This window comes from Actinoplanes auranticolor (genome assembly GCF_018332655.1).
GTDB classification, from domain to species: Bacteria; Actinomycetota; Actinomycetes; order Mycobacteriales; family Micromonosporaceae; genus Actinoplanes; species Actinoplanes auranticolor.
On the sequence record NZ_BOQL01000026.1, the window covers coordinates 189,116 to 210,952 of the forward strand.

General features: G+C 70.1%; 17 protein-coding genes. 12 read left to right on the plus strand and 5 right to left on the minus strand.

What is annotated here, in order from left to right; translation table 11 throughout:
• Positions 1-7: 7 nt before the first annotated feature.
• The 8 genes from Aau02nite_RS16660 to Aau02nite_RS16695 all read left to right on the plus strand — a co-directional run bounded on the left by Aau02nite_RS16660 (position 8) and on the right by Aau02nite_RS16695 (position 11,545).
• On the plus strand, positions 8-1,021 hold the full coding sequence (locus Aau02nite_RS16660) for a LacI family DNA-binding transcriptional regulator (protein WP_246595201.1): 1,014 nt from the start codon (positions 8-10) through the stop codon (positions 1,019-1,021).
• A 146-nt stretch (positions 1,022-1,167) separates the two neighbouring features.
• The gene (gene araB, locus Aau02nite_RS16665; protein WP_212989331.1) at positions 1,168-2,802 is read left to right on the plus strand and encodes a ribulokinase; all 1,635 of its coding nucleotides are present in this window, start codon (positions 1,168-1,170) and stop codon (positions 2,800-2,802) included.
• Positions 2,803-2,848: 46 nt separating this feature from the next.
• On the plus strand, positions 2,849-4,339 hold the full coding sequence (araA, locus tag Aau02nite_RS16670; RefSeq protein WP_212989332.1) for an L-arabinose isomerase: 1,491 nt from the start codon (positions 2,849-2,851) through the stop codon (positions 4,337-4,339).
• A gap of 103 nt (positions 4,340-4,442) precedes the next feature.
• Positions 4,443-5,576 (plus strand): multiple monosaccharide ABC transporter substrate-binding protein, encoded by a 1,134-nt coding sequence (gene chvE, locus Aau02nite_RS16675; RefSeq protein WP_212989333.1) that lies wholly within the window; start codon positions 4,443-4,445, stop codon positions 5,574-5,576.
• 75 nt (positions 5,577-5,651) lie between these two features.
• Positions 5,652-7,181, plus strand: a complete 1,530-nt coding sequence (mmsA, locus tag Aau02nite_RS16680) for a multiple monosaccharide ABC transporter ATP-binding protein (RefSeq protein WP_212989334.1) — start codon at positions 5,652-5,654, stop codon at positions 7,179-7,181.
• A gap of 5 nt (positions 7,182-7,186) precedes the next feature.
• Positions 7,187-8,443 carry a multiple monosaccharide ABC transporter permease gene (mmsB, locus tag Aau02nite_RS16685; protein WP_212989335.1) on the plus strand — a complete coding sequence of 419 codons (1,257 nt, stop codon included), beginning with the start codon at positions 7,187-7,189 and terminating at the stop codon, positions 8,441-8,443.
• 123 nt (positions 8,444-8,566) lie between these two features.
• Positions 8,567-9,805: an MFS transporter gene (locus Aau02nite_RS16690; protein ID WP_212989336.1), complete on the plus strand. Its 1,239-nt coding sequence runs from the start codon at positions 8,567-8,569 to the stop codon at positions 9,803-9,805.
• Between the two features lie 261 nt (positions 9,806-10,066).
• Entirely contained in the window at positions 10,067-11,545 is a 1,479-nt protein-coding gene (locus Aau02nite_RS16695; RefSeq protein WP_212989337.1) for an endo-1,4-beta-xylanase, read from the plus strand.
• Between the two features lie 63 nt (positions 11,546-11,608).
• On the opposite strand, the gene Aau02nite_RS16700 is transcribed toward Aau02nite_RS16695, so the two are convergent.
• Genes Aau02nite_RS16700 through Aau02nite_RS16710 form a run of 3 tightly spaced genes read right to left on the minus strand, consistent with a single transcriptional unit; the run spans position 11,609 to position 14,792 of the window.
• The gene (locus Aau02nite_RS16700; RefSeq protein WP_212989338.1) at positions 11,609-11,953 is read right to left on the minus strand and encodes a hypothetical protein; all 345 of its coding nucleotides are present in this window, start codon (positions 11,951-11,953) and stop codon (positions 11,609-11,611) included.
• Between the two features lie 23 nt (positions 11,954-11,976).
• Positions 11,977-13,248 carry a DUF1501 domain-containing protein gene (locus Aau02nite_RS16705; RefSeq protein ID WP_212989339.1) on the minus strand — a complete coding sequence of 424 codons (1,272 nt, stop codon included), beginning with the start codon at positions 13,246-13,248 and terminating at the stop codon, positions 11,977-11,979.
• A gap of 5 nt (positions 13,249-13,253) precedes the next feature.
• Complete coding sequence (locus Aau02nite_RS16710; protein ID WP_212989340.1) at positions 13,254-14,792, minus strand: DUF1800 domain-containing protein; 1,539 nt, start codon at positions 14,790-14,792, stop codon at positions 13,254-13,256.
• Positions 14,793-14,906: 114 nt separating this feature from the next.
• Between Aau02nite_RS16710 and Aau02nite_RS16715 the strand changes: the two genes are divergently transcribed.
• Together Aau02nite_RS16715 and Aau02nite_RS16720 are read left to right on the plus strand one after the other, a co-directional pair.
• Positions 14,907-15,953: an ROK family protein gene (locus tag Aau02nite_RS16715; protein ID WP_212989341.1), complete on the plus strand. Its 1,047-nt coding sequence runs from the start codon at positions 14,907-14,909 to the stop codon at positions 15,951-15,953.
• Positions 15,954-16,108: 155 nt separating this feature from the next.
• Complete coding sequence (locus tag Aau02nite_RS16720; protein ID WP_212989342.1) at positions 16,109-18,067, plus strand: PPC domain-containing protein; 1,959 nt, start codon at positions 16,109-16,111, stop codon at positions 18,065-18,067.
• 57 nt (positions 18,068-18,124) lie between these two features.
• Here the strand turns inward: Aau02nite_RS16720 and Aau02nite_RS16725 are convergent, their stop codons facing one another.
• Positions 18,125-18,457, minus strand: coding sequence for an STAS domain-containing protein (locus tag Aau02nite_RS16725; protein WP_212989343.1), 333 nt, complete (start codon positions 18,455-18,457; stop codon positions 18,125-18,127).
• A gap of 137 nt (positions 18,458-18,594) precedes the next feature.
• Between Aau02nite_RS16725 and Aau02nite_RS16730 the strand changes: the two genes are divergently transcribed.
• Positions 18,595-19,065 carry a peroxiredoxin gene (locus tag Aau02nite_RS16730; RefSeq protein WP_246595202.1) on the plus strand — a complete coding sequence of 157 codons (471 nt, stop codon included), beginning with the start codon at positions 18,595-18,597 and terminating at the stop codon, positions 19,063-19,065.
• Positions 19,066-19,108: 43 nt separating this feature from the next.
• On the opposite strand, the gene zwf is transcribed toward Aau02nite_RS16730, so the two are convergent.
• Complete coding sequence (gene zwf / locus Aau02nite_RS16735) at positions 19,109-20,605, minus strand: glucose-6-phosphate dehydrogenase (protein ID WP_212989345.1); 1,497 nt, start codon at positions 20,603-20,605, stop codon at positions 19,109-19,111.
• Between the two features lie 159 nt (positions 20,606-20,764).
• On the opposite strand from zwf, the gene Aau02nite_RS16740 reads away from it, so the two are divergent.
• On the plus strand, positions 20,765-21,703 hold the full coding sequence (locus Aau02nite_RS16740; protein WP_212989346.1) for an exopolyphosphatase: 939 nt from the start codon (positions 20,765-20,767) through the stop codon (positions 21,701-21,703).
• The last annotated feature ends 134 nt before the right edge of the window (positions 21,704-21,837 follow it).

Consider the following 21,837-nt stretch of genomic DNA (forward strand, 5'->3'; position numbering starts at 1 on the left):
TGCGGCGATGGATGTGCACGCGGCGCGCAGCCCCGCCATGACCGACGTCGCCCGGCTGGCCGGAGTCTCGCACCAGACCGTGTCCCGGGTCCTCAACGACCATCCGAATGTGCGCGAACAGACCCGCCTGCGGGTGCGCGCGGCCATCGCCGAGCTGGGCTACCGGCCCAACCGGGCGGCCCGGGCGCTGGTCACCGGCCGCTCCCAGCTGATCGGCATCGTCGCGCAGAACAGCACTCTCTACGGCCCGGCCTCGCTGCTGGCGGCTTTCGAGCAGGCCGCGGCCGAGGCGGGGTTCGCGGTCAGCGTGGGCAGCGTGGGGCGGCTGGACCGGGAGTCGATCGCGGGTGCCGTCGAGCGGCACCTGGACCAGCGGGTCGCCGGGCTGGTGGTGATCGCGCCGGTGAAGTCGGCCGACGACGCCCTCGAGGGCATGCCCGCCGGGGTGCCGCTGGTGACCATCGACGGCGATCCGCAGCGGTCGCACACTCTGGTGACGGTGGACCAGTCCGCCGGGGCGCGTGCCGCCACCCGGCACCTGCTCGCCGCCGGGCACCGTACGGTCTGGCACATCTCCGGTCCGCCCGAGTGGTACGACGCGGCCTGGCGGATCGAGGGCTGGCGCGCCGCCCTGCACGAGGCCGGCGCCGAGGTGCCCCCGCTGGTGAACGCCGACTGGTCGGCGGCCTCCGGCTACGACGCCGGGCGGATGCTGGCCCGGATGCCGGAGGTGACCGCGGTCTTCGCGGCCAACGACCATCAGGCGCTCGGTCTGCTGCGGGCGTTCAGCGAGCACGACCGCCGGGTGCCGCACGACGTCAGCGTGGTGGGCTTCGACGACGTGCCCGAGGCGGCCTTCTTCATCCCGCCGCTGACGACCGTGCGACCGTCCTTCGACGCGGTGGCCCAGGCCGGCCTGGACCTGCTGCTGGCCCAGATCGCGGATCCGGCCACCCCGCCGAACCGGGTGGTCATCGCCCCGTCCCTGGTCGAACGGGCAAGCGTGGCCCCACCTGCGTGAACGGTTTCGTCAAGGTTGCCGCGTTGTAACCACGCACCCGTTGACATCGGAAATGTTAGCGCTCACACTCGATCCCACGCCGCCTGTCGTGTGGTCTGAGACACGCCGGCGAAACGCCGGATCCCCCTTCCCGGAGGTATTCAGTCATGCCCGTCGCTCCGTCCGAGACCTATGTGATCGGCGTCGACTTCGGCACCCTCTCCGGCCGGGCCGTCGTCGTCCGGGTGTCCGACGGCACCGAGCTCGGCTCGGCCGTCCACGAATACCCGCACGCCGTGCTCACCGAGGCCCTGCCCGACGGCACCCCGCTCGGCCACGACTGGGCGCTGCAGGTGCCCGGCGACTACGTCGAGGTGCTCCAGCAGGCGGTGCCCGCCGCGGTGCGCGCCGCCGGCATCGACCCGGCCGCAGTCGTCGGCATCGGCACCGACTTCACCGCGTGCACGATGGTGCCCACGCTGGCCGACGGCACCCCGCTGAGCGAGGTCGAGGGCCTGGCGGGCCGGCCGCACGCGTACGTCAAGCTCTGGAAGCACCACGCCGCCCAGCCGCACGCCGACCGGATCAACCAGCTCGCCGCCAAGCGCGGCGAGACCTGGCTGCCGCGCTACGGGGGCCTGATCTCCTCGGAGTGGGAGTTCGCCAAGGCGCTGCAGCTGCTGGAGGAGGACCCCGAGCTGTACGCGCGGATGGACCGCTGGGTCGAGGCCGCCGACTGGATCATCTGGCAGCTCACCGGCTCCTACGTCCGTAACGCCTGCACGGCCGGTTACAAGGGCATCCGCCAGGACGGGCACTACCCGTCGCCGGAGTTCCTGGGCGAGCTCAACCCCGGCTTCGCGGGCTTCGTCGCCGAGAAGCTGGACCAGCCGATCGGGCAGCTCGGCGCGGCCGCCGGCACGCTGAGCGCCGAGGCCGCCGCCTGGACCGGCCTGCCCGAGGGCATCGCCGTGGCGGTCGGCAACGTCGACGCGCACGTCACCTCGGCCGCCGCCCAGGCCCTCGAGCCGGGCCAGATGGTCGCCATCATGGGCACCTCGACCTGTCACGTGATGAACGGCGCCGAGGTCGCCGAGGTGCCCGGCATGTGCGGCGTCGTGCACGGCGGCATCGTCGAGGGCCTGTACGGCTACGAGGCCGGCCAGAGCGGCGTCGGCGACATCTTCGCCCACTACCTGCGCTATCTCGCCCCGGAGTTCACCCACGAACACCTCACCGAGCTGGCCTCCCGGCAGCGGCCCGGCGAGCACGGCCTGATCGCGCTGGACTGGCACAGCGGCAACCGCTCGGTGCTGGTCGACCACGAGCTGTCCGGCCTGCTGGTCGGCGAGACGCTGGCGACGCGCCCCGAGGACGTCTACCGGGCGCTCATCGAGGCGACCGCGTTCGGCACCCGGACCATCGTCGAGACGTTCAACGCCGCCGGCGTGCCGGTGCGCGAGTTCGTCGCGGCCGGCGGGCTCGTCAAGAACCCCCTGCTCATGCAGATCTACGCCGACGTGCTGCGGATGCCGCTGTCGGTGATCGGCTCCGACCAGGGCCCGGCGCTGGGCTCGGCGATCCACGCGGCGGCCGCCGCGGGCGCGTATCCGGACGTCCGCACGGCCGCGGCCGCGATGGGCCGCAAGCGGACCGCGGTGTACCAGCCCGATCCGGCCGCGGCCGAGGTCTACGACGAGCTGTTCGCCGAGTACACCAAGCTGCACGACTACTTCGGCCGCGGCGCCAACAAGGTCATGCGCAACCTGCGGGCCGTCCAGCGCCGGGTCGCCGCCCGGTGAACCCTTTCTCCCGCCACCAGCTCGCCTACGGACAGGAGTCCACCCGATGAAGCCCCAGATCTGGTTCCTCACCGGCAGCCAGCACCTCTACGGGCCCGAGACCCTGGACCAGGTCGCCTCCCAGTCGCAGCAGATCCAGCAGCTGCTGACGACCTCCGGGGGCATCTCCGCCGAGATCGTCAGCAAGCCGGTGCTCACCGACAGCACGGCGATCCGTACGGTCATGCTCGAGGCCAACGCCGACCCGGCCTGCCTCGGCGTGATCGCCTGGATGCACACGTTCTCGCCGGCCAAGATGTGGATCACCGGGCTCGACGCGCTGCGCAAGCCGCTGCTGCACCTGCACACCCAGCTCAACCAGGCGTTGCCGTGGGCGTCCATCGACATGGACTTCATGAACCTCAACCAGGCCGCGCACGGTGACCGCGAGTTCGGCTACATCCAGACCCGGATCGGCGTGGCCCGCAAGACCGTCGCCGGGCACGCGGCCGACCCCTCCGTGGTCACCCGGATCGACGGCTGGGTGCGGGCCGCGGCGGGCGTGCAGCGCCTGCGCAGCCTGCGGCTGGCCCGCTTCGGCGACAACATGCGCGACGTGGCCGTCACCGAGGGCGACAAGGTCGAGGCCGAGCTGCGCTTCGGCGTCTCGGTCAACACGTACGGCGTGAACGACCTGGTCGCGGTGGTCGACGCGGTCCCGGACAGCGAGATCGACGCGCTGGCGGCCGAGTACGCGGACGTCTACACGCTGGACCCGCAGCTGGCCCGCGGCGGTGACCGGCACGAGTCGCTGCGGTACGCCGCGCGGATCGAGGCCGGGCTGCGGCAGTTCCTCACCGAGGGCGGCTTCGGCGCCTTCACCACCAACTTCGAGGACCTGGGCGGGCTGCGCCAGCTGCCCGGCCTGGCCGTGCAGCGGCTGATGGCCGACGGCTACGGCTTCGGCGGCGAGGGCGACTGGAAGACGTCCGCGCTGCTCGCGGCGGTCAAGGCGATGGGTACGGGCACCGGCCGCGGCACCTCGTTCATGGAGGACTACACCTACCACTTCGGCCCGGGTGAGCAGAAGATCCTCGGCGCGCACATGCTCGAGGTCTGCCCGAGCATCGCCGCCGACCGGCCGTCCTGCGAGATCCACCCGCTGGGCATCGGCGGTCGCGAGGACCCGGTGCGGCTGGTCTTCGACGCCGCTGAAGGCCCGGGCGTGGTGATCGGCATGGCCGACCTCGGCGACCGGTTCCGGCTGGTCGCCAACGCCATCGAGGTCACCGCGCCGGACGAGCCGCTGCCCAAGCTGCCGGTCGCGCGGGCGGTGTGGAAGCCGGCCCCGTCGCTGGCCACCTCGGCCGAGTCGTGGCTGACCGCCGGCGGGCCGCACCACACCGTGCTCACCCAGGCTGTCGGGGCGGAGCCGCTGCGCGACTTCGCCACGATGCTCAACACTGAACTTCTGCTGATCGACGAGAACACGACCACGCACGACTTCGCCGATCGCGTTCGTTGGAACCAGGCGTATTACCGGCAATACCCGCGGTAAGTGCGTATCGCCTGCGTAACAACAGTGTCGAGAAATGTTTACTTATGATCGCACGTGCGGGAAAGTTGCCCGGTCGTGCGCCCACCATCGCAAGGAGAGAACGATGAAGTTGACCCGGCTCGCGTCAGTGGCCACGGCCATGACGCTTTCGGTGGCTCTCGCCGCCTGTGGCTCAAGTGAGAAGACCGCCGACCAGCAGGCGTCCGGTGCCGCGGACAACAGCGGCGCGCTGATCGGCGTGACCATGCCGACGCGTTCCTCCGAGCGGTGGATCGGTGACGGCGACAACCTGAAGAAGCAGCTCGAGGCCAAGGGCTACAAGGTCGACCTGCAGTACGCCGAGGACGACATCCCGACCCAGGTGAACCAGCTCGACAACCAGATCACCCGGGGCGCCAAGCTGCTGATCATCGCGTCGATCGACGGCACGGCGATCACCACGCAGCTGCAGAGCGCCAAGGAGAACAACATCCCGGTCATCGCCTACGACCGGCTGATCCGCAACAGCCCGAACGTGGACTACTACGCCACCTTCGACAACTTCAAGGTCGGCGTCCAGCAGGCGACCTCGCTGCTGGTCGGCCTGAAGCTGCTCAAGGAGGACGGCACCACCAAGGGCGACGCCAAGGGCCCGTTCAACATCGAGCTGTTCGCCGGTTCCCCGGACGACAACAACGCGACCTTCTTCTTCAACGGCGCGATGTCGGTGCTCAAGCCGTACATCGACGACAAGACGCTGGTGGTCAAGAGCGGCCAGACCGACTTCAAGACCGTCGCGATCCTGCGCTGGAAGCCGGCCGTCGCCCAGGACCGCATGGAGAACCTGCTGACCTCGACGTACAAGGGTGGCACCAAGGTCGACGGCGTGCTGTCGCCGTACGACGGCCTGAGCATCGGCATCCTGTCCGCGCTCAAGAGCAACGGCTACGGCACCGCCGGCCAGCCGTACCCGGTCGTCACCGGCCAGGACGCCGAGCAGGCGTCGGTCAAGTCGATCATCGCCGGTGAGCAGTTCGCCACCATCTACAAGGACACCCGCAAGCTGGCCGACACCACCGTGCAGATGGCCGACGCCGTTCTCAAGGGCCAGAAGCCCACGACGAACAACGACAAGGACTACGACAACGGTGTCAAGGTCGTCCCGGCCCAGCTGCTGGACTCGGTGATCATCTACAAGAGCAACTACAAGAAGGAGCTCGTCGACTCGGGCTACTACAAGGAGTCGGACCTCCAGTAATCCGTACCGGTGCCCGCCGCCCCACCCGGCGGCGGGCACCGCCTCCTTCGCGCGTGTGTGACCCTGGGGAGTTCCATGAGCGACACCATCCTGCGGATGCAGGACATCACCAAGACGTTTCCCGGGGTCAAAGCGCTCCAGGACGTCAACCTGACCGTACGTCGCGGTGAGATCCACGCGATCTGCGGCGAGAACGGCGCCGGCAAGTCGACCCTGATGAAGGTGCTGTCCGGGGTCTACCCGCACGGCTCCTACGAAGGTGAGATCACCTTCGAGGGCGAGGAGTGCCGGTTCTCCGGCATCCGCGACAGTGAGCACCGCGGCATCGTCATCATCCACCAGGAGCTGGCGCTGGCCCCGCAGCTGTCCATCGCGGAGAACATCTTCCTGGGCAACGAGCAGGCCACCCGGGGCCTGATCGACTGGAACCGCACCAACCACGCCGCCGGTCAGCTGCTGCAACGGGTGGGCCTGCGCGAGAGCCCGGTGACCCCGATCCTGGAGCTGGGCGTCGGCAAGCAGCAGCTCGTCGAGATCGCCAAGGCCCTGTCCAAGGAGGTGCGGCTGCTCATCCTCGACGAGCCGACCGCCGCGCTCAACGACGAGGACTCCGCGCACCTGCTCGGCCTGCTGCGCGGGCTGCGCGACGAGGGCATCACCTGCGTGATCATCTCGCACAAGCTGAACGAGGTCATGGCGATCGCCGACCGGGTGACCATCCTGCGCGACGGCCGCACGATCTCCACCCTGGACCTGGCGACCGACGAGGTCACCGAGGACAAGATCATCTCCGGCATGGTGGGCCGGGACCTGGACCACCGCTACCCGCCGCACGAGTCGCACGTGGGCGAGGAGGTGCTGCGGATCGAGGACTGGACCGTGCACAGCCCCACCCAGCACGGCCGGGTGGTGGTCAGCAAAGCCAACCTGACCCTGCGCCGCGGCGAGATCGTCGGGCTGGCCGGGCTGATGGGCGCCGGCCGGACCGAGCTGGCGATGAGCGTCTTCGGCCGTTCCTACGGCACCGGCATCAGCGGGCGGATCATCAAGGACGGCAAGGAGATCCACCTGCGCTCGGTGCGCGACGCGATCAACCACGGCATCGCGTACGCGACCGAGGACCGCAAGCGGTACGGCCTGAACCTCATCGAGGACATCAAGCGCAACATCTCCGCGGCCGCCCTGGGCAAGCTGGCCAAGCGCGGCTGGGTGGACGAGAACGAGGAGTTCAAGACCGCCGGCGGCTTCCGCAAGAGCATGAACATCAAGGCGCCGAGCGTGCTGAGCATCACCGGCAAGCTCTCCGGGGGCAACCAGCAGAAGGTCGTGCTGTCCAAGTGGATCTTCACGAACCCGGACGTGCTGATCCTCGACGAGCCCACCCGCGGCATCGACGTCGGCGCCAAGTACGAGATCTACACGATCATCAACCGGCTCGCGGACGAGGGCAAGGCGGTGCTGGTCATCTCCTCCGAGCTGCCCGAGCTGCTCGGGATCTGCGACCGGATCTACACGCTCTCGGCGGGCCGGATCACCGGTGAGGTGCCCCGCGCCGAGGCCACCCAGGAGAACCTGATGACGCTGATGACCAAGGGAACGGAGTAACCGCGATGTCTGTCGCACCCACCAACGCCGACTACGCGGTGGCCGAGACACCGGCAGCGCCGGCCGGCCCGACGGGGGACTCACCCCGCCGGTACAACCTGAACCTGCGCCAGAGCGGCATCTACATCGCCTTCGCGCTGATCGTCGTGCTGTTCACTGTGCTCACCGGCGGTGACCTGCTGGCGCCGCAGAACATCAGCAACATCATCGTGCAGAACTCCTACATCCTGATCCTCGCGATCGGGATGATCCTGATCATCATCGCCGGGCACATCGACCTGTCCGCCGGCTCGGTGGTCGCGGTCTGCGGCGCGGTGGCCGCGGTGCTGATGGTCAACTACGACCTACCGTGGCCGCTGGCACTGCTGATCACGCTGGTCGTCGGTGGCCTCATCGGCGCCTGGCAGGGCTACTGGATCGCGTACTTCGGCATCCCGGCGTTCATCGTCACGCTGGCCGGCATGCTGCTGTTCCGCGCGCTGACGCTGACCATCCTGGGCAACCGCGGCATCGGCCCGTTCCCGGACGAGGTCCGCACGCTGTCGAACGGCTTCACCGAGGGTTACCTGGGCAACGTCGGCCTCGGCGCGCTCGGCGGCGCCGACCTGTTCAGCCTGCTGATCGGCGTGATCGCGGTCGCCGGCATCGTCTACACCCAGTGGCGCACCCGGACCGCGCGGCAGCAGTACGGCCAGGTGGTCGACCCGCTGCCGCTGTTCATCGGCCGGATCGCCATCGCCTCGTTGCTGGTCATCGCCGTCATCGTGCAGCTGGCTCGATTCAAGAACCTGCCCTGGGTGCTGGTGCTGCTGGCGTTCCTGGTGCTGGCGTACTCGCTGGTGACCAACCGGGCGGTCTTCGGCCGGCAGATCTACGCCGTCGGCGGCAACCTGCAGGCCGCGACGCTGTCCGGCGTCAAGGTCAAGTCGGTCATCTTCTGGATCTTCGTCAACATGGGCGTGCTGGCCGCGCTGGCCGGCGTCATCTTCGCCGGCCGGCTCAATCAGGCCAACCCCACGGCGGGCGCCAGCTTCGAGCTGGACGCGATCGCGGCGGCCTTCATCGGTGGCGCGGCGGTCCAGGGTGGCGTCGGCAAGGTGGTCGGCGCCATCACCGGTGGTCTGATCATGGGTGTCATCAACAACGGCATGTCGCTGATCGGTGCCCAGAGCGAAACGGTGATGCTGGTCAAGGGCGCTGTCCTGCTGGCCGCGGTCGCCTTCGACGTCTGGAGCAAGCGCCGCGCCGGCGCCTCCCGCTGAGGGAGGCTCCGGGCGACGGGTGATAGGGGAGAGGCGGCGGCGGCCCTTGGGGGGACCGCCGCCGTCTCGTATCTACGGCCGCCTTATGTACAGCCGTACACAACGATGTGTACGATCGTACGCATGAGTTCCTCCACCCTCGCTGCGCCGGGCGAGACGATCCGGCGGGCCCGGGTCGCGGTCGCCGCGCTGTTCTTCACCAACGGCGCGCTGTTCGCCAACCTCATCCCGCGCTACCCGCAGATCAAGGCCGACCTGGGCCTCAGCAACGCGGCGTACGGCCTGTCGGTCGCGGCGTTCCCCACCGGGGCGATCGTGGCGGGCTTGGCGGCGGGGGTGTTCGTCCGCCGGTTCGGCTCGGCGACGGTGGCGGTCGCCGGCACCCTGCTGACCGCGGCCGGGGTGCTCATCGCCGGCCTGGCGCCGTCGGTGATCGCCTTCGCCGGCGCGTTGTTCCTGGCCGGAGCGATGGACGCGATCACCGACGTGGCCCAGAACGCCCACGGCCTGCGGGTGCAGCGCCGCTACGGCCGGTCGATCATCAACTCCTTCCACGCCGTCTGGTCGATCGGCGCGGTCACCGGTGGGGCGATGGCCGCCGGTGCCATCGCTCTCGACGTACCGCTCGGGTTGCATCTGGGGTTCTCGGGGTTGTTGTTCGTAGCCGTGGCGGTGCTCGCGTGGCGCTTCCGCCTGCCCGGCCCGGAAGGTGAGCCCGAGCCGGGCCCGGAACGGGCCGACGGCCCCGCACCGGCGGCTCGCCGGGCCGCGGCCGGGACGCGGACCTGGCTGATCGTCGCGGCGCTGGTCCTGATCGCCATGGGCGGCTCCATCGTGGAGGACTCCGGGAACTCGTGGGCGGCGGTCTACCTCTCGGGATCGCTGCAGGCCACCGCCGCGGTCGCCGCGTGGGGCTTCATCGCCCTGGTGGGGGCCCAGTTCGTCGGCCGGCTGGTCGGTGACCGGCTCGTGGACCGCTTCGGCCAGCGTGCGGTGGCCCGGGCCGGCGGGGTCATCGTGGCGGCCGGGATGGGCCTGGCGCTGGCCGTCCCGACGGTGGCCGGGACCATCGTGGGGTTCGCCGCCGCCGGCTTCGGCATCGCGACCCTGGTGCCGGCCGCGATGCACGAGGCCGACGAGCTGCCCGGGCTCAAGCCCGGTACCGGCCTGACCGTCGTCTCCTGGCTGATGCGCCTGGGTTTCCTGCTCTCCCCGCCGGTGGTGGGAGCGGTCGCGGACGCCACCAGCTTGCGGGCCGGGTTGCTCGTGGTGCCGGTCGCCGGTCTCCTCGTGGTCGTCCTGGCCGGTGTGCTGCAGCCGCGGCGCGCGGTCGACGGGCCGCGCCAGCCGGAGCGCGTCTGACGGATGGCGGGTCGCCGAGCCGGGCCCGCCGGGAGACGCCAGCCGAGCCGCCGGAACCCCGAAACTTTCGGTTCCGGCCAGCCCGGCTGGGGCCAGCATCTCTCCCGGACGGTGCAGTAAGACCCTCTAAATACGGACTTAGGTGCTCATGTGCGCGGTAACAAATTCCGGAAGTGTTCCGGGATCCATTGTTTCCGGGATGTTGCCATGCCACCATGACGATGGCATCGAAACCCATCGTTCTCTGGTCAGGAGGCCATCGTGGCAACCAGTCCTCCGGTCCACTCCGCCGGCGCCCCGCCGAGCCGGTCGTTGCGGGCGAGAACGCTGATCGCCGGGGCCGTCGCCGTCGTCGCGGCGGCCGGTGCGGTCGCGTTGATGCCGGACGCGAACGCCGCCGCCGGCACCCTCGGCGCGGCGGCGGCGCAGTCGGGCCGGTACTTCGGGACGGCGATCGCCGCGAACCGGCTCGGTGACGCGACGTACTCCACGATCGCCGCGCGCGAGTTCAACATGATCACCGCCGAGAACGAGATGAAGCCCGACGCGACCCAGCCCCAGCGCGGCCAGTTCAATTTCAGCGCCGGCGACCAGATCTACAACTGGGCGACCCAGCGCGGCCTGAAGGTCCGCGGGCACACCCTGGCCTGGCACGCCCAGCAGCCGAGCTGGTGGCGGAGCCTCAGCGGCAGCGCCCTGCGCCAGGCGATGATCGACCACATCAACGGCGTGATGGCCCACTACAAGGGCAAGCTCTACGCCTGGGACGTGGTCAACGAGGCTTTCGAGGAGAACGGCAGCCGCCGCAACTCCAACCTGCAGGCCACCGGCAACGACTGGATCGAGGCGGCGTTCCGGGCCGCGCGCACCGCCGATCCTGCGGTCAAGCTCTGCTACAACGACTACAACATCGAGAACTGGACGTACGGCAAGACGCAGGGCGTCTACAACATGATCCGGGACTTCAAGGCCCGCGGCGTCCCGATCGACTGTGTCGGTCTGCAGACCCACTTCACCGGCGGTAGTTCGCTGCCGGGCAACTTCCAGCAGACGCTGTCGAGCTTCGCCGCCCTGGGTGTGGACGTGACCCTGACCGAGGTCGACGTCACCAACTCGTCCACGACGCAGTACGCCGGTCTGACCCAGGCCTGCCTGAACGTGCCCCGCTGCGTCGGCATCACCGTGTGGGGCGTACGGGACAGCGACTCCTGGCGTGCCAACGAGAATCCGTTGCTGTTCGACGGTGGTGGCAACAAGAAGGCCGCGTACACCTCGGTGCTCAACGCCCTGAACGCGGCCGGCCCGGTCACGCCGTCCTCGCCGACCGCCGGCCCGGGTTCCCCGACGCCCTCGACCCCGCCGGGCCCGGCGAGCAGGATCGTCGGCGCCCAGTCGGGCAGGTGCCTCGACGTACCGAACGCGACCCAGACCAACGGCACGCGGGTCCAGCTGTACGACTGCAACGGCGGGACCAGCCAGACCTGGACCCTGAACTCGAGCAGGCAACTGACCGTGTACGGCAACCGGTGCCTGGACGCGGCGGGCTCGGCCAACGGCGCGGCCGTCCAGATCTACAGCTGCCACGGACAGACGAACCAGCAGTGGAACGTCAACAGCAACGGCACCATCACGGGCGTGCAATCGGGACGCTGCCTGGACGTGTGGGGCACCGGCAACGGCCAGCAGGTGCAGCTCTACGACTGCACCGGCCAGGCGAACCAGCGGTTCAGCCTGAGCTGACCCGACGGGGGACGTTCGCGGGTGTGGCGGCAGCAACCGGCCGTCACACCCGCGCCGTCGGTCTTACCCCTCCGCGTCCTGGAACTCCTCGTCGCTCCAGCGCCACCAGGCTTCGTCGGCGCTGATGTGGAGCAGGAATTCCGGGACCTCGTCGCCGTTCGGATACCGCAGTTGCACGGCCTTCCGGACAGCCTCGTGTGCCCGTTCCCATGCCTCGGCATCGTCGTCGATCCGGTCCGAGCGGCTCAGTTCCTCGGCGAACAACGCTGCGAACTCTGCGAGACCCTCCCGGGCATCGATCCGGGCGTACAGCCAAGGAAAATCAGCAGTGGTCACGGCGAGCTCGGCGATGAGCCGTCCGTCGTCCCGGCGGTGCAGCGTCCAGACGGCGCCCTGATGACCTGTCACGGCGAAGACGGTAGCGGCTCCGGTCAGCGGGCTGCGGCCAGGCCGAAGGAGGCCGGTGCGACCTCCGGAAAGACCTCGGCCAGCGATCCGAAGCCGCACCGCTTCTGCAGGATCTCGCCGATCACCGCGCGGTAGTCCGTCGTCGCCGCCAGGTCACCGGCGACCAGTGCGCCCGCCGACAGCCCCGGCCACGTGCCGTACACCGTGCCGCCCCGGACGCCGCCGCCCATCAGCAGCATCGCGTTGCCGTGGCCGTGGTCGACGCCGCGGGAGGCGTTCTCCGTCACGCGCCGGCCGAACTCGCTCACCGTCACCACCGTCACCGATGCCATGCCGGCCGGGCCCAGGTCGGCCGCGAACGCCGCCAGCGCCGTCGAGGTCTCGAGCAGGTTGTCGTACATGCGCTGGCCCTTGACCGCCGTGCCCAGGCCCTCGTGCATGTCCCAGTCACCACAGTCGACAGCTGCCGCGGCCAGGCCGGCCTTGGCCCTGATCAGCCGGGCCACGTCCTTGAGCGCGTTGCCCAGCGGCGTGGCGGGGTAGGCCGCCCCGTTCGCCGGTGTGTACGCCGTGGCGCGCAGACCCGCCGTGGCCGTCAGCGCCGCGTCCGCGGCCAGGGCCGGACCGGCCAGCAGGCCCGGCGCGGTCGCGTACATCTTGCGCAGGGACGCGGCCATCGGGCGGTTGGCGCTCTCGCCGGCCAGCGTGAAGCCGTCGACCGAGGCCATCGACACGTCGGAGAAGGCGCCGCCGAACAGCCGGGCCGGCATCGCGTTGCCCATCGAGACCGCGGCGAGCGGGCCGGTGGCGCCGGTCAGGCCCAGCATCCGGTCGAGCCAGCCGCTGCGCAGGGAGGTGCCGGCGGCCGCGCGTTCCATCTCCTCCATGGCGGCGAAGTGCGAGCGGGTCGGGTTCGGCTGGCCGACCGCGTGCACCGCGGCCAGGCTGCCGTTCTTCCACATGGGCAGCAGCGGCGCCAGGCCCGGGTGCAGGCCGAACATGCTGTTGCCGCCGATCGCCTGGCTCTTGGGCAGGGCGATGGTCGGGCGGGCCTTGGAGTAGTCCGGGTCGCCGATCGGGGCGATCGCCGACAGGCCGTCGAAGCCGCCGCGCAGGGACAGCACGACCAGGGTGTCGCCGGTGTAGCCGGCGGCGGCGTACGCCAGCCGGGTGGACAGCCCTTCGCCGACCAGGCCGGCCAGCGCGCCGGCGGCCCCGGCGGCGAGGCCGCGGCCGAGCACGCCCCGGCGGGTGAGCAGCTTCTTGTTCTCGTCGCAGCAGACCTGTGCCGTCATGGAAGTCACCTCAGCTGGAAGGAGGGCGAGTCGAGGACGAGAGCGATCAGGTACGGCAGACTCCCGGCGACCGACTCCTTGCTGGTCAGAGAACTCGTCGGCAGCTTGCCCGCGACGCTTAGCACGGCCGCCACGTGATCGGCCGGCAGCGGGGTGCCGACCAGCCGCCGGGCCAGCGCGTCGACCAGGGCGCCGTACGTCCTGGGCAGCACCGGCACGAGGGCCGTGAGCAGATCAGCGGGACGGGTGAGCTGCCTGGGGTACCAGCCGGTGGCGAGGTTCAAGTGGCTGTTGCAGCGCATGAGGAACGCCGACGGCGACGCCCACGCCGCTGCCACGTCCGGGAAACCGTTCGGCGGGCTCCAGCGGAACGGCGCGTTCCCGGCGTTGACCAGGTTGTTGTAGAGCGCGTCGAGGGCCTTCACGCCCGAGGTCTCCGGGCCGAGGCCGAGGGCGCGGACCGTGGCGGCCAGGTCCTCGAACGGCGTGCGGACCTTCTGGGCGATCGACGCGGCGAACTCCGGCGAGGTGAACAGGGTCCGCAGCACCGGCACGATCGACGTGTCGTTGTCCAGGTACACCTTGGCCAGCTTGGCGACCAGGGTGGCCGGGGCCTCGTCGGCGACGAAGCGCAGGCACAGCTTGGTGGCCAGCCGCTCGGCGGTCGCCGGGTGCTTGGCCAGGTAGTCGAGGAACGCCAGCGCGGCCGCCTCGCCGCCCTCGGCGGTCGCGTTCGCGTGGCTGAAGCCCAGGATCCGGACGGCGCCGGTCGCGTGCTTGGCCGCGGTGTACGTGTACGTCCCCGTGGTCGTCACGGTCAGGCCGGTCAGCAGCTTCGCGGCGGCCTGCACGTCGGCCTCGGTGTAGATCATGCCGACGGTGTGCAGCTCCATCAGCTCGCGGGCGTAGTTCTCGTTCGGCAGCGCCTTGGTCGACGAGCGGTTGTCCAGGTACGTCAGCATCGCCGGGTGCCGGGCCGAGGCCTTGAGCATGTCGGCGAAGCGCCCGAACGTGTACTTGCGGGTCACCGTCTTGTCATAGTCGCTGCGGCTGTCCCAGACACCGCTGGACGGCGCCGAGACGTGCAGGTGGTTGGCCCAGAACGCGGCGGTGGTCTCGAAGAGCTGCCGTTTGCTCCAGATGGCCCGGGCCACCGCGGCCCGGCCCAGCTGACCGAACGCCTCGTAGGAGTGCTTGGGCAGCTTGGCGCGTACCGTCGCGATGTCGGCGCCGGCCAGCGGCAGCCGGGTGAGCAGCGCGTCCAGGGCCGAGTCGTCGATCCTGGCCGGGTCGAGCTGGCGGTCCAGCCAGGCCGGCACGCCCAGCTTGGCCAGCTCGGCCAGGGCCGCGGGGGTGGGACCGAAGGTGGCCCGGCGCAGCAGGTGCGCGAGCGGGTCGGCGGAGACGAGCTCGGTCGGCACGGCGGCTGCGGCGGCCGGCGCGGCCAGTGCCACGTCGAGGGCGAGGCCCCCGGCTGCGGTCACGGCGACGGCGGCGGCACCACCGAGAACGGCGCGGCGGGTCGGCTCAGGCTTCGTCTGCATGCCAGGTCCTTCGGCGCGATCCGGGGCCCGGATCGCTGCCGCAACCGGACGCTCACCACTCGCAATGCGCTTGCACCCGTCGCTTCCCGGGGCCCCGGCACGTACGCTCGGGCTGTGGATCAGATCGATGCGGTACGGACCCCGGCCTCGTGGGTCGTGGTGGGCCTCGACAACGGTGGCACCTGCAACAACGCGACGGTGCTGGACGCGACGGGCCAGTTCCTCGTCGATCATCTGGTGGAGAACCCGAGCCTGGTCACCGAGGGCCCGGAATCCGCGGTCGAGCAGCTCGCCGCGGCCTTCACCGGCATCCTGACGCTGACCAGCACGCCGCTGACGCTGGTGCGCGCGGTCGGGCTGGACACCCCGGGCCCGGCCAGCGCCGACGGCGTCATCTCGTCGAAGGGCTCGACCAACTTCTCGCAGGTCTCCTGGCACGGCTTCGACATCCGCGGCGCCCTGCAGGCGCGGATCGGCCTGCCGGTGGTCTATAACAACGACGCGAACGCGGCCGCGCTCTACGCCCACCACCGGCACTTCGGCGCCGACGCGATGGAGAAGTCGTCCGTGGCGGCGATCGTCGGCACCGGCCTGGGTGGGGGAGTCGTCGAGCTGGGCAGGGTGGTCAGCGGCGCGGCCGGCATGGCGGGCGAGCTGGGCCACGTGCAGATCCCGCTGCACGGCGTGCTGGAGGACGACCAGCCGGTGCCGGAGTGCAACTGCGGCTTCGCGGGCGACGTGGAGAGCATCGCATCGCTGACCGGCATCGCGAAGAACCTGCTGCCGTACTGGCTGAAGCGGTACCCGGACCACCCGCTGGCCCAGGAGCCGATCGGCCGAGCGGCCAAACTGCTGCGCGGGTACGGCGAGAAGCAGGACCCGCTCGCGCTGGCGGTGTTCGCGCAGCAGGCCAAGGCGATCGGCAAGCTGTTCACCATCGCGGCCAACTTCACCGATCCGGCCGCGTACTTCCTGGGTGGCGGCGTGGTCGAGGCGGCGCCGCACTTCCGCCAGTGGTTCCTCAACACGGTCCGCGAGCACACCCAGCTGCGGGCCGAGCAGCAGGCCGCGGCGACCTTCGCCCTGGTGCCCGACCTCGACATGGCCGGGGCCCGGGGAGCAGCCGTCGCCGCGCTGGAGACCGTCCGCCCGGCCGGCTGATCGGGTACCGCAGACCGTGCGTCCACTGCATATTCTCCGCTGCTCCTAACACCTGTGACGATGCATCGACACCCCTAGATATTGATCGACTCGCTCGGTAGCGTCCCCTGTGCAGTCCGTGGCGGGGGCCCGGACGCACCGAAGGGGGATCACTGATGCGACGTAGCATCGCGACCGTCGGAGCACTCGTGCTCGGAATCGTCGCGCTCACCCCGGGCGCGACGCCGGCCGCTCCACACCAACCCGATCCGGGGCTGAGCCCTGCCGACCAGGCGTCCGTCGACGCCGGATTACCGGTGGCCACCAAGGCCAAGCCCGGCGCCAAGCCCGCCGGGGTCAACCCGTTCCTGGCGATCCTGCCCGACCCGGCCAAGGCCGACTACAGCGGCTGGGCCGCGTACATGAAGAAGCAGGCCTCGGCCAAGGCCGCCGCCCGCCAGAAGGCCCTCGCCGCGGCACCGTCGTCGGCTGCGGCCAAGGCCGCAGCGGCCGCGGTGGTCGTCGACGAGGACGAGCCCGCGGGCACCCGCGGGTCCAACGAGGACCCGGCCTCCGCCCAGCTCATCAGGAACTTCGGCACCGGCAGCGGGCAGAACCCGGCGATCCGCATCCTCGGTGCGCTGACCCCCGAGACCTTCACCCCGGCCACCCGGGCCGCCACCCCGGAGGACGACGGGTCGATCCCGCTCGCCGGTGACACCGGCATCGGCGCCGCCCGGCGCGCGATCGTCACCACCGCCGCCATCGGTGACGGCCCGCACGGTTCCGCCGGTACGGGCACCAACGACTTCGACTTCTACTCGGTGCAGGCCACCGCCGGGCAGGTGGTGACCGTGCAGACGGCCACCCCGACGGGCGCGCTGGACACGCTGGTCGCGCTCTACAAGCCGGACGGCACGATCGTGGCGAGCAACGACGACGCGGCCGGCTCGTTCGACAGCCTGCTGCAGTACAAGGTTCCGGCCGCGGGCACCTACTACGCGGTCGTCGCGGCGTACAGCGGGCTGCCGGCCGATCCGTTCGATCCGGCCAGCGGCGACGGCGGGGCCAGCGAGGGCCCGTACACCGTCACCATCTCGGCCGCCTCCGACGACCAGGACTTCTTCGCGATCAAGCTCAGGGCCGGTGACGTGCTCGGCGCCTCGGCCAAGGGCGCGCCGTCGTACCTGACGGTCTACGACACCAACCCGCGCGAGGTGCACGGGTCGGACCAGGACGCGACCTACATCTACCCGGTGGACTCACCGCTGCCCGGCGGCGGCAACGCGGCCACCGACTACGTGGCGACCAAGGCCGGCTGGCACTACGTGGGCGTGGCCCGCGGCTCCGGCCGCTACGACATCACCGTCGAGGCGTACCGGCCGGTGCTGCAGGGCGCCAAGCCCGTGCAGACGCTGTTCCTGGACTTCGACGGCGCCCGGGTCAACACCGGCGTCTTCGGCGGCACCGGCAACGTGACGCTCAGCCCGTTCTCCGCCTTCCTCGCCAAGTGGGGCATCCCGCGCGTACAGGAGGACGAGGTGATCGACGCGGTGGTCGCGAGCGTCACCGAGAGCATCAAGCACGATCTGATCGAGAGCGGTCTCAACAGCAAGTTCCGGTTGAAGATCCTCAACAGCAAGGACCACGCCGACCCGTGGGGCCAGGCCAACGTGAGCCGCATCGTGCTCGGTGGCACCATCGCCGAGTCCGGGGTCGAGACCATCGGCATCGCGCAGAGCATCGACCCGGGCAACTTCGAGACCGAGGAGACCGCCCTCGTGCTGCAGGACGTGCTCAGTGACCCGGCCGGGGGGCCGGCCTCGCTGAACACGTACCTGACCCCGGCCAGCAACCGGGTGGCCTTCGTCGGCCAGGCGGTGGGCAACGTGACCGCCCACGAGGCGGGTCACTTCTTCGGTGACTGGCACACCGACAACGCCGACGAGACGCCGAACCTGATGGACTCGGGCGGCGCCAACTTCGACGTGCTCTTCGGCGTCGGCCCGGACGGCGTCGGCGGCACGGCGGACGACGCCGACGTCGACTTCGGCGAAAGCCAGTTCAGCCCGGCGGAAGGCTTCGTCGGTACGGAGGACACGCTGGGCCGGATCGTCTTCGGCCTGACCAGCTGACCCTCAACCACGGCAGGGGCGTCCCGGACATCCGGGGCGCCCCTGCCGGCTGTGCGGTCAGTCCTTCATCGCGGTCTCGACGTCGGCGTGCAGCGACAGATAGTCGATCAGGCCGAGGGTGTCGAGCAGGCGTCGCAGAAAGCCCGAGGGGGCGGCCAGCCGGACCCAGCCGCCGCGCTCCATCGCGCGGCCGTGGGCTGTCACCAGGACGCCGACGCCCATCGAGTCGCAGAAGTCGAGTCCCGACAGGTCGACGATGATGCGAGGGCTGGGGCGTTCCACGAGGCGGCTGAGATTGGCTTTCAGCGACGGCGCGGTGTCGATGTCCAGGGAGCCGCGCAATGTCAGAACGGCCGTGTTGGGCGGGTGGTGCGCGACCGAGACCTGCATGGCGGTGTCGCTTTCGTCGGGGGCGGGCAGGGGTCAGTCAGGTCAGTCAGGGGTCGGGGCGGACAGGACAGGTGGGTGTCTCCACCCTAGGCGAGGACGCGCTCGGCGGCAGACTCAGCCCGGAGTACGTTGATCACGTGAGCATCGACAAGGGTGACGTCGCCCCGGACTTCGAACTACCCGACCAGCACGGCACCGCGCGACGGCTGAGCACGATGCTCGCCGACGGGCCCGTGGTGCTGTTCTTCTACCCGGCCGCGATGACCAGCGGCTGTACGGCCGAGGCCTGCAACTTCCGGGACCTGGGCGCGGAGTACGCCGCGGCCGGCGCGCAGCGGGTCGGCATCAGCCGGGACAAAGTGGACAAGCAGAAGGAGTTCGCGGATCTGCACGGCTTCGACTACCCGCTGCTCTCCGACCCGGAGAGCACGGCGGCCGAGGCGTACGGCATCAAGCGCCGGCTGCCGCTCGGTCCGCTCAGCATCAAGCGGATGACCTTCGTGATCGACATCGACCGTACGGTGCTCGACGTCATCCACAGCGAGCGCGACATGAACGAACACGCCGACCGGGCCCTCGACGTCGTCAAGGCCCGGGCGGCGCGCTGAACGCCCTTTTTATGGGTTTTCCGCCGCGGGTAGGCTCAGTTCGTCAGACGGCGTTGCGCCACTTGCGGCCGCTGCGGCCGATCAGGCGGTCGGCGTCCGTCGGGCCCCACGAGGCGGCCTCGTAGGTCGGGATCGGCGACATGTCGTTCTTCCAGTGCTCGATGATCGGGTCCACGATCCGCCAGCACTGCTCGACCTCGTCGGTGCGGATGAACAGCGTGGGGTCGCCGAGCAGGGCGTCGAGCAGCAACCGCTCGTAGGCCTCCGGCGATTCCTCGCGGAACGTCTGCTCGTACGAGAAGTCCATGCTGGCCGTGCGCACCCGGAACGAGTGTCCCGGGACCTTCGCGCCGAAGCGCAGCGAGATGCCCTCGTTGGGCTGGATCCGCAGGATCAGCGCGTCCGCGTCCAGCTCGGTGAGCTGGTTGGTCGGGATCGGCAGGTGCGGCGGCCGCTGGAACTGCAGGGCCACCTCGGTGACCCGGGCGGGCAGCCGCTTACCGGTACGCACGTAGAACGGCACCCCGGCCCAGCGCCAGTTGTCGACGTTGAGCCGCATGGCCGCGTACGTCTCCGTGCGCGACAGCGGGTCGACCCCGACCTCGTCGCGGTAGCCGGCCATCAGGTCGTCGCGGGTGCCGCCGCGGGTGTACTGACCGCGGACCGCCAGGTCGGCGATGTCGCGGTTGGTGGGCAGCCGGATGGCCTGCAGCAGCTTGACCTTCTCGTTGCGCAGCCCCTCGGCGTCGAACGAGGCGGGCGGCTCCATCAGGGCCAGCGCGAGGACCTGGAGCACGTGGTTCTGCACGATGTCGCGCATCGCGCCGGCGTGCTCGTAGAAGCCGCCGCGGGTGCCCACGCCGAGCGTCTCGGCCACGGTGATCTGCACGTGGTCGACCCAGGAACGGTTCCAGATGGGCTGGAAGATCGCGTTGGCGAAGCGCAGGGCGAGCACGTTCTGGACGGTGTCCTTGCCCAGGTAGTGGTCGATGCGGAAGACCTGGGGCTCGTCGAACGCGGCGTGCACGATGCCGTCGAGCTCGTGGGCGGTGCGCAGGTCGTTGCCGTACGGCTTCTCGATCACGAGCCGGGCGAACGAGCCCTCGCGGGCGTGGTTGAGCCCCGCGCCGGCCAGCCCGTTGATCACCGGCTGGAAGGCCTCGGCGGGGGTCGAGAGGTAGAAGATCCGGTTGCCGGCGGTGCCGCGGGTGGCGTCGAGCTCGTCGAGCACCTCGGCCAGCCGCTTGTAGGTCTCCGGGTTGTCGTAGCCGCCGGAGACGTAGCGGATGCCACCGCCCTGCAGCTGCGGCTTGTCGGCGAGACTGCGCCCGCCGAGCGCGCTCTCGGCGAACTGGTGGTCCTCCATCGCCGTACGGGCGACGCCGACCAGGGCGAACTCGCCGGGCAGGCGGTTGTGCCGGGCGAGGCTCTCCACGGCCGGCAGCAGCTTGCGCCGGGTGAGGTCGCCGGACGCGCCGAAGATCACCAGAGTGGCGGGCGGGGCGTTGCGGTCCTGTGCGAGCTGGGGAACGGTGTCCATCGTCAGGTCTTCCTCCGACCGCGTACGTGAGCTTCCGTGAGAACTTTACGCAGCGCGGGCTCCCACCGGATCAAACCGGTACGCCGATGCGACCAGGCCCATAGCCGCAAAAGTGGCAAACTGGAGAGTAAGGTGCCAATCGGCAGAGGGAGATTGCTCGTGAAGTACCGGCTCGTGACCCGCAGCGACTTCGACGGGTTGGTCTGCGCCGTCCTGCTGCGCGTGCTCGACATGATCGACGAGATCACCTTCGTGCACCCGAAGGACGTGCAGGACGGCGTCGTTGACATCACTGAGCGTGACATCCTGACGAACTTGCCGTTCGCTCCGGGCGCTTACATGGTGTTCGACCACCACCATTCGGAGACGCTGCGTAACAAGGGCGACCGGTCGAACCACGTCATCGACCCGGACGCGCCGTCGGCCGCCCGGGTCATCTACGACTACTTCGGCGGTGCGGAACGCTTTCCGGAGATCTCCGACGAGCTGATGCGCGCCGTCGACCAGGCGGATTCGGCCGACTATGCCCTGCACGACATCCTCGACCCGCAGGGCTGGACGCTGCTCAACTTCCTGATGGACAGCCGCACCGGGCTGGGCCGGTTCCGGGAGTTCCGGATCTCCAACTACCAGCTGATGATGCTGCTCATCGACGCCTGCCTACAGCTGCAGACGGTCGACGAGATCCTCGAGCTGCCGGACGTCCGCGAGCGCGCGGAGCTCTACCGCGACTGCTCGGCGATGTTCGTGGAGCAGCTGCACCGGGTCAGCCACGTGGACGGCGACGTGGTGGTGGTCGACCTGCGCGAGGAGGAGACGATCCACGCGGGCAACCGCTTCATGGTCTACGCCCTCTACCCCGAGGCCCGCGTCTCGATCCACATCATCTGGGGCCGCCAGAAACTCAACACCGTCTTCGCCTGCGGCAAGTCGATCCTCGACCGCACCTCCCCGGTAGACATCGGCGAAGTAATGCTCCGCTACGCCGGCGGCGGCCACCAAGCCGCCGGAACCTGCCAAATCCCCCACGAAGACTCCGAACGAGTCCTCCAAGAAATCATCCAAGCCCTCAAAACCCCCCGCCCAGTCTCGGTGTAACCGCGACCAAGTCGGATTTGCGCCCTCGACACCGACCTCGTGGGCGCAAATCCCGCCGAGCCGAAGGCGAAGGCCATTAAATACAGCGGGGCGGGAAGCCGAACCTTCCCGCCCCGCCAAGTTGCAGGTCGTGG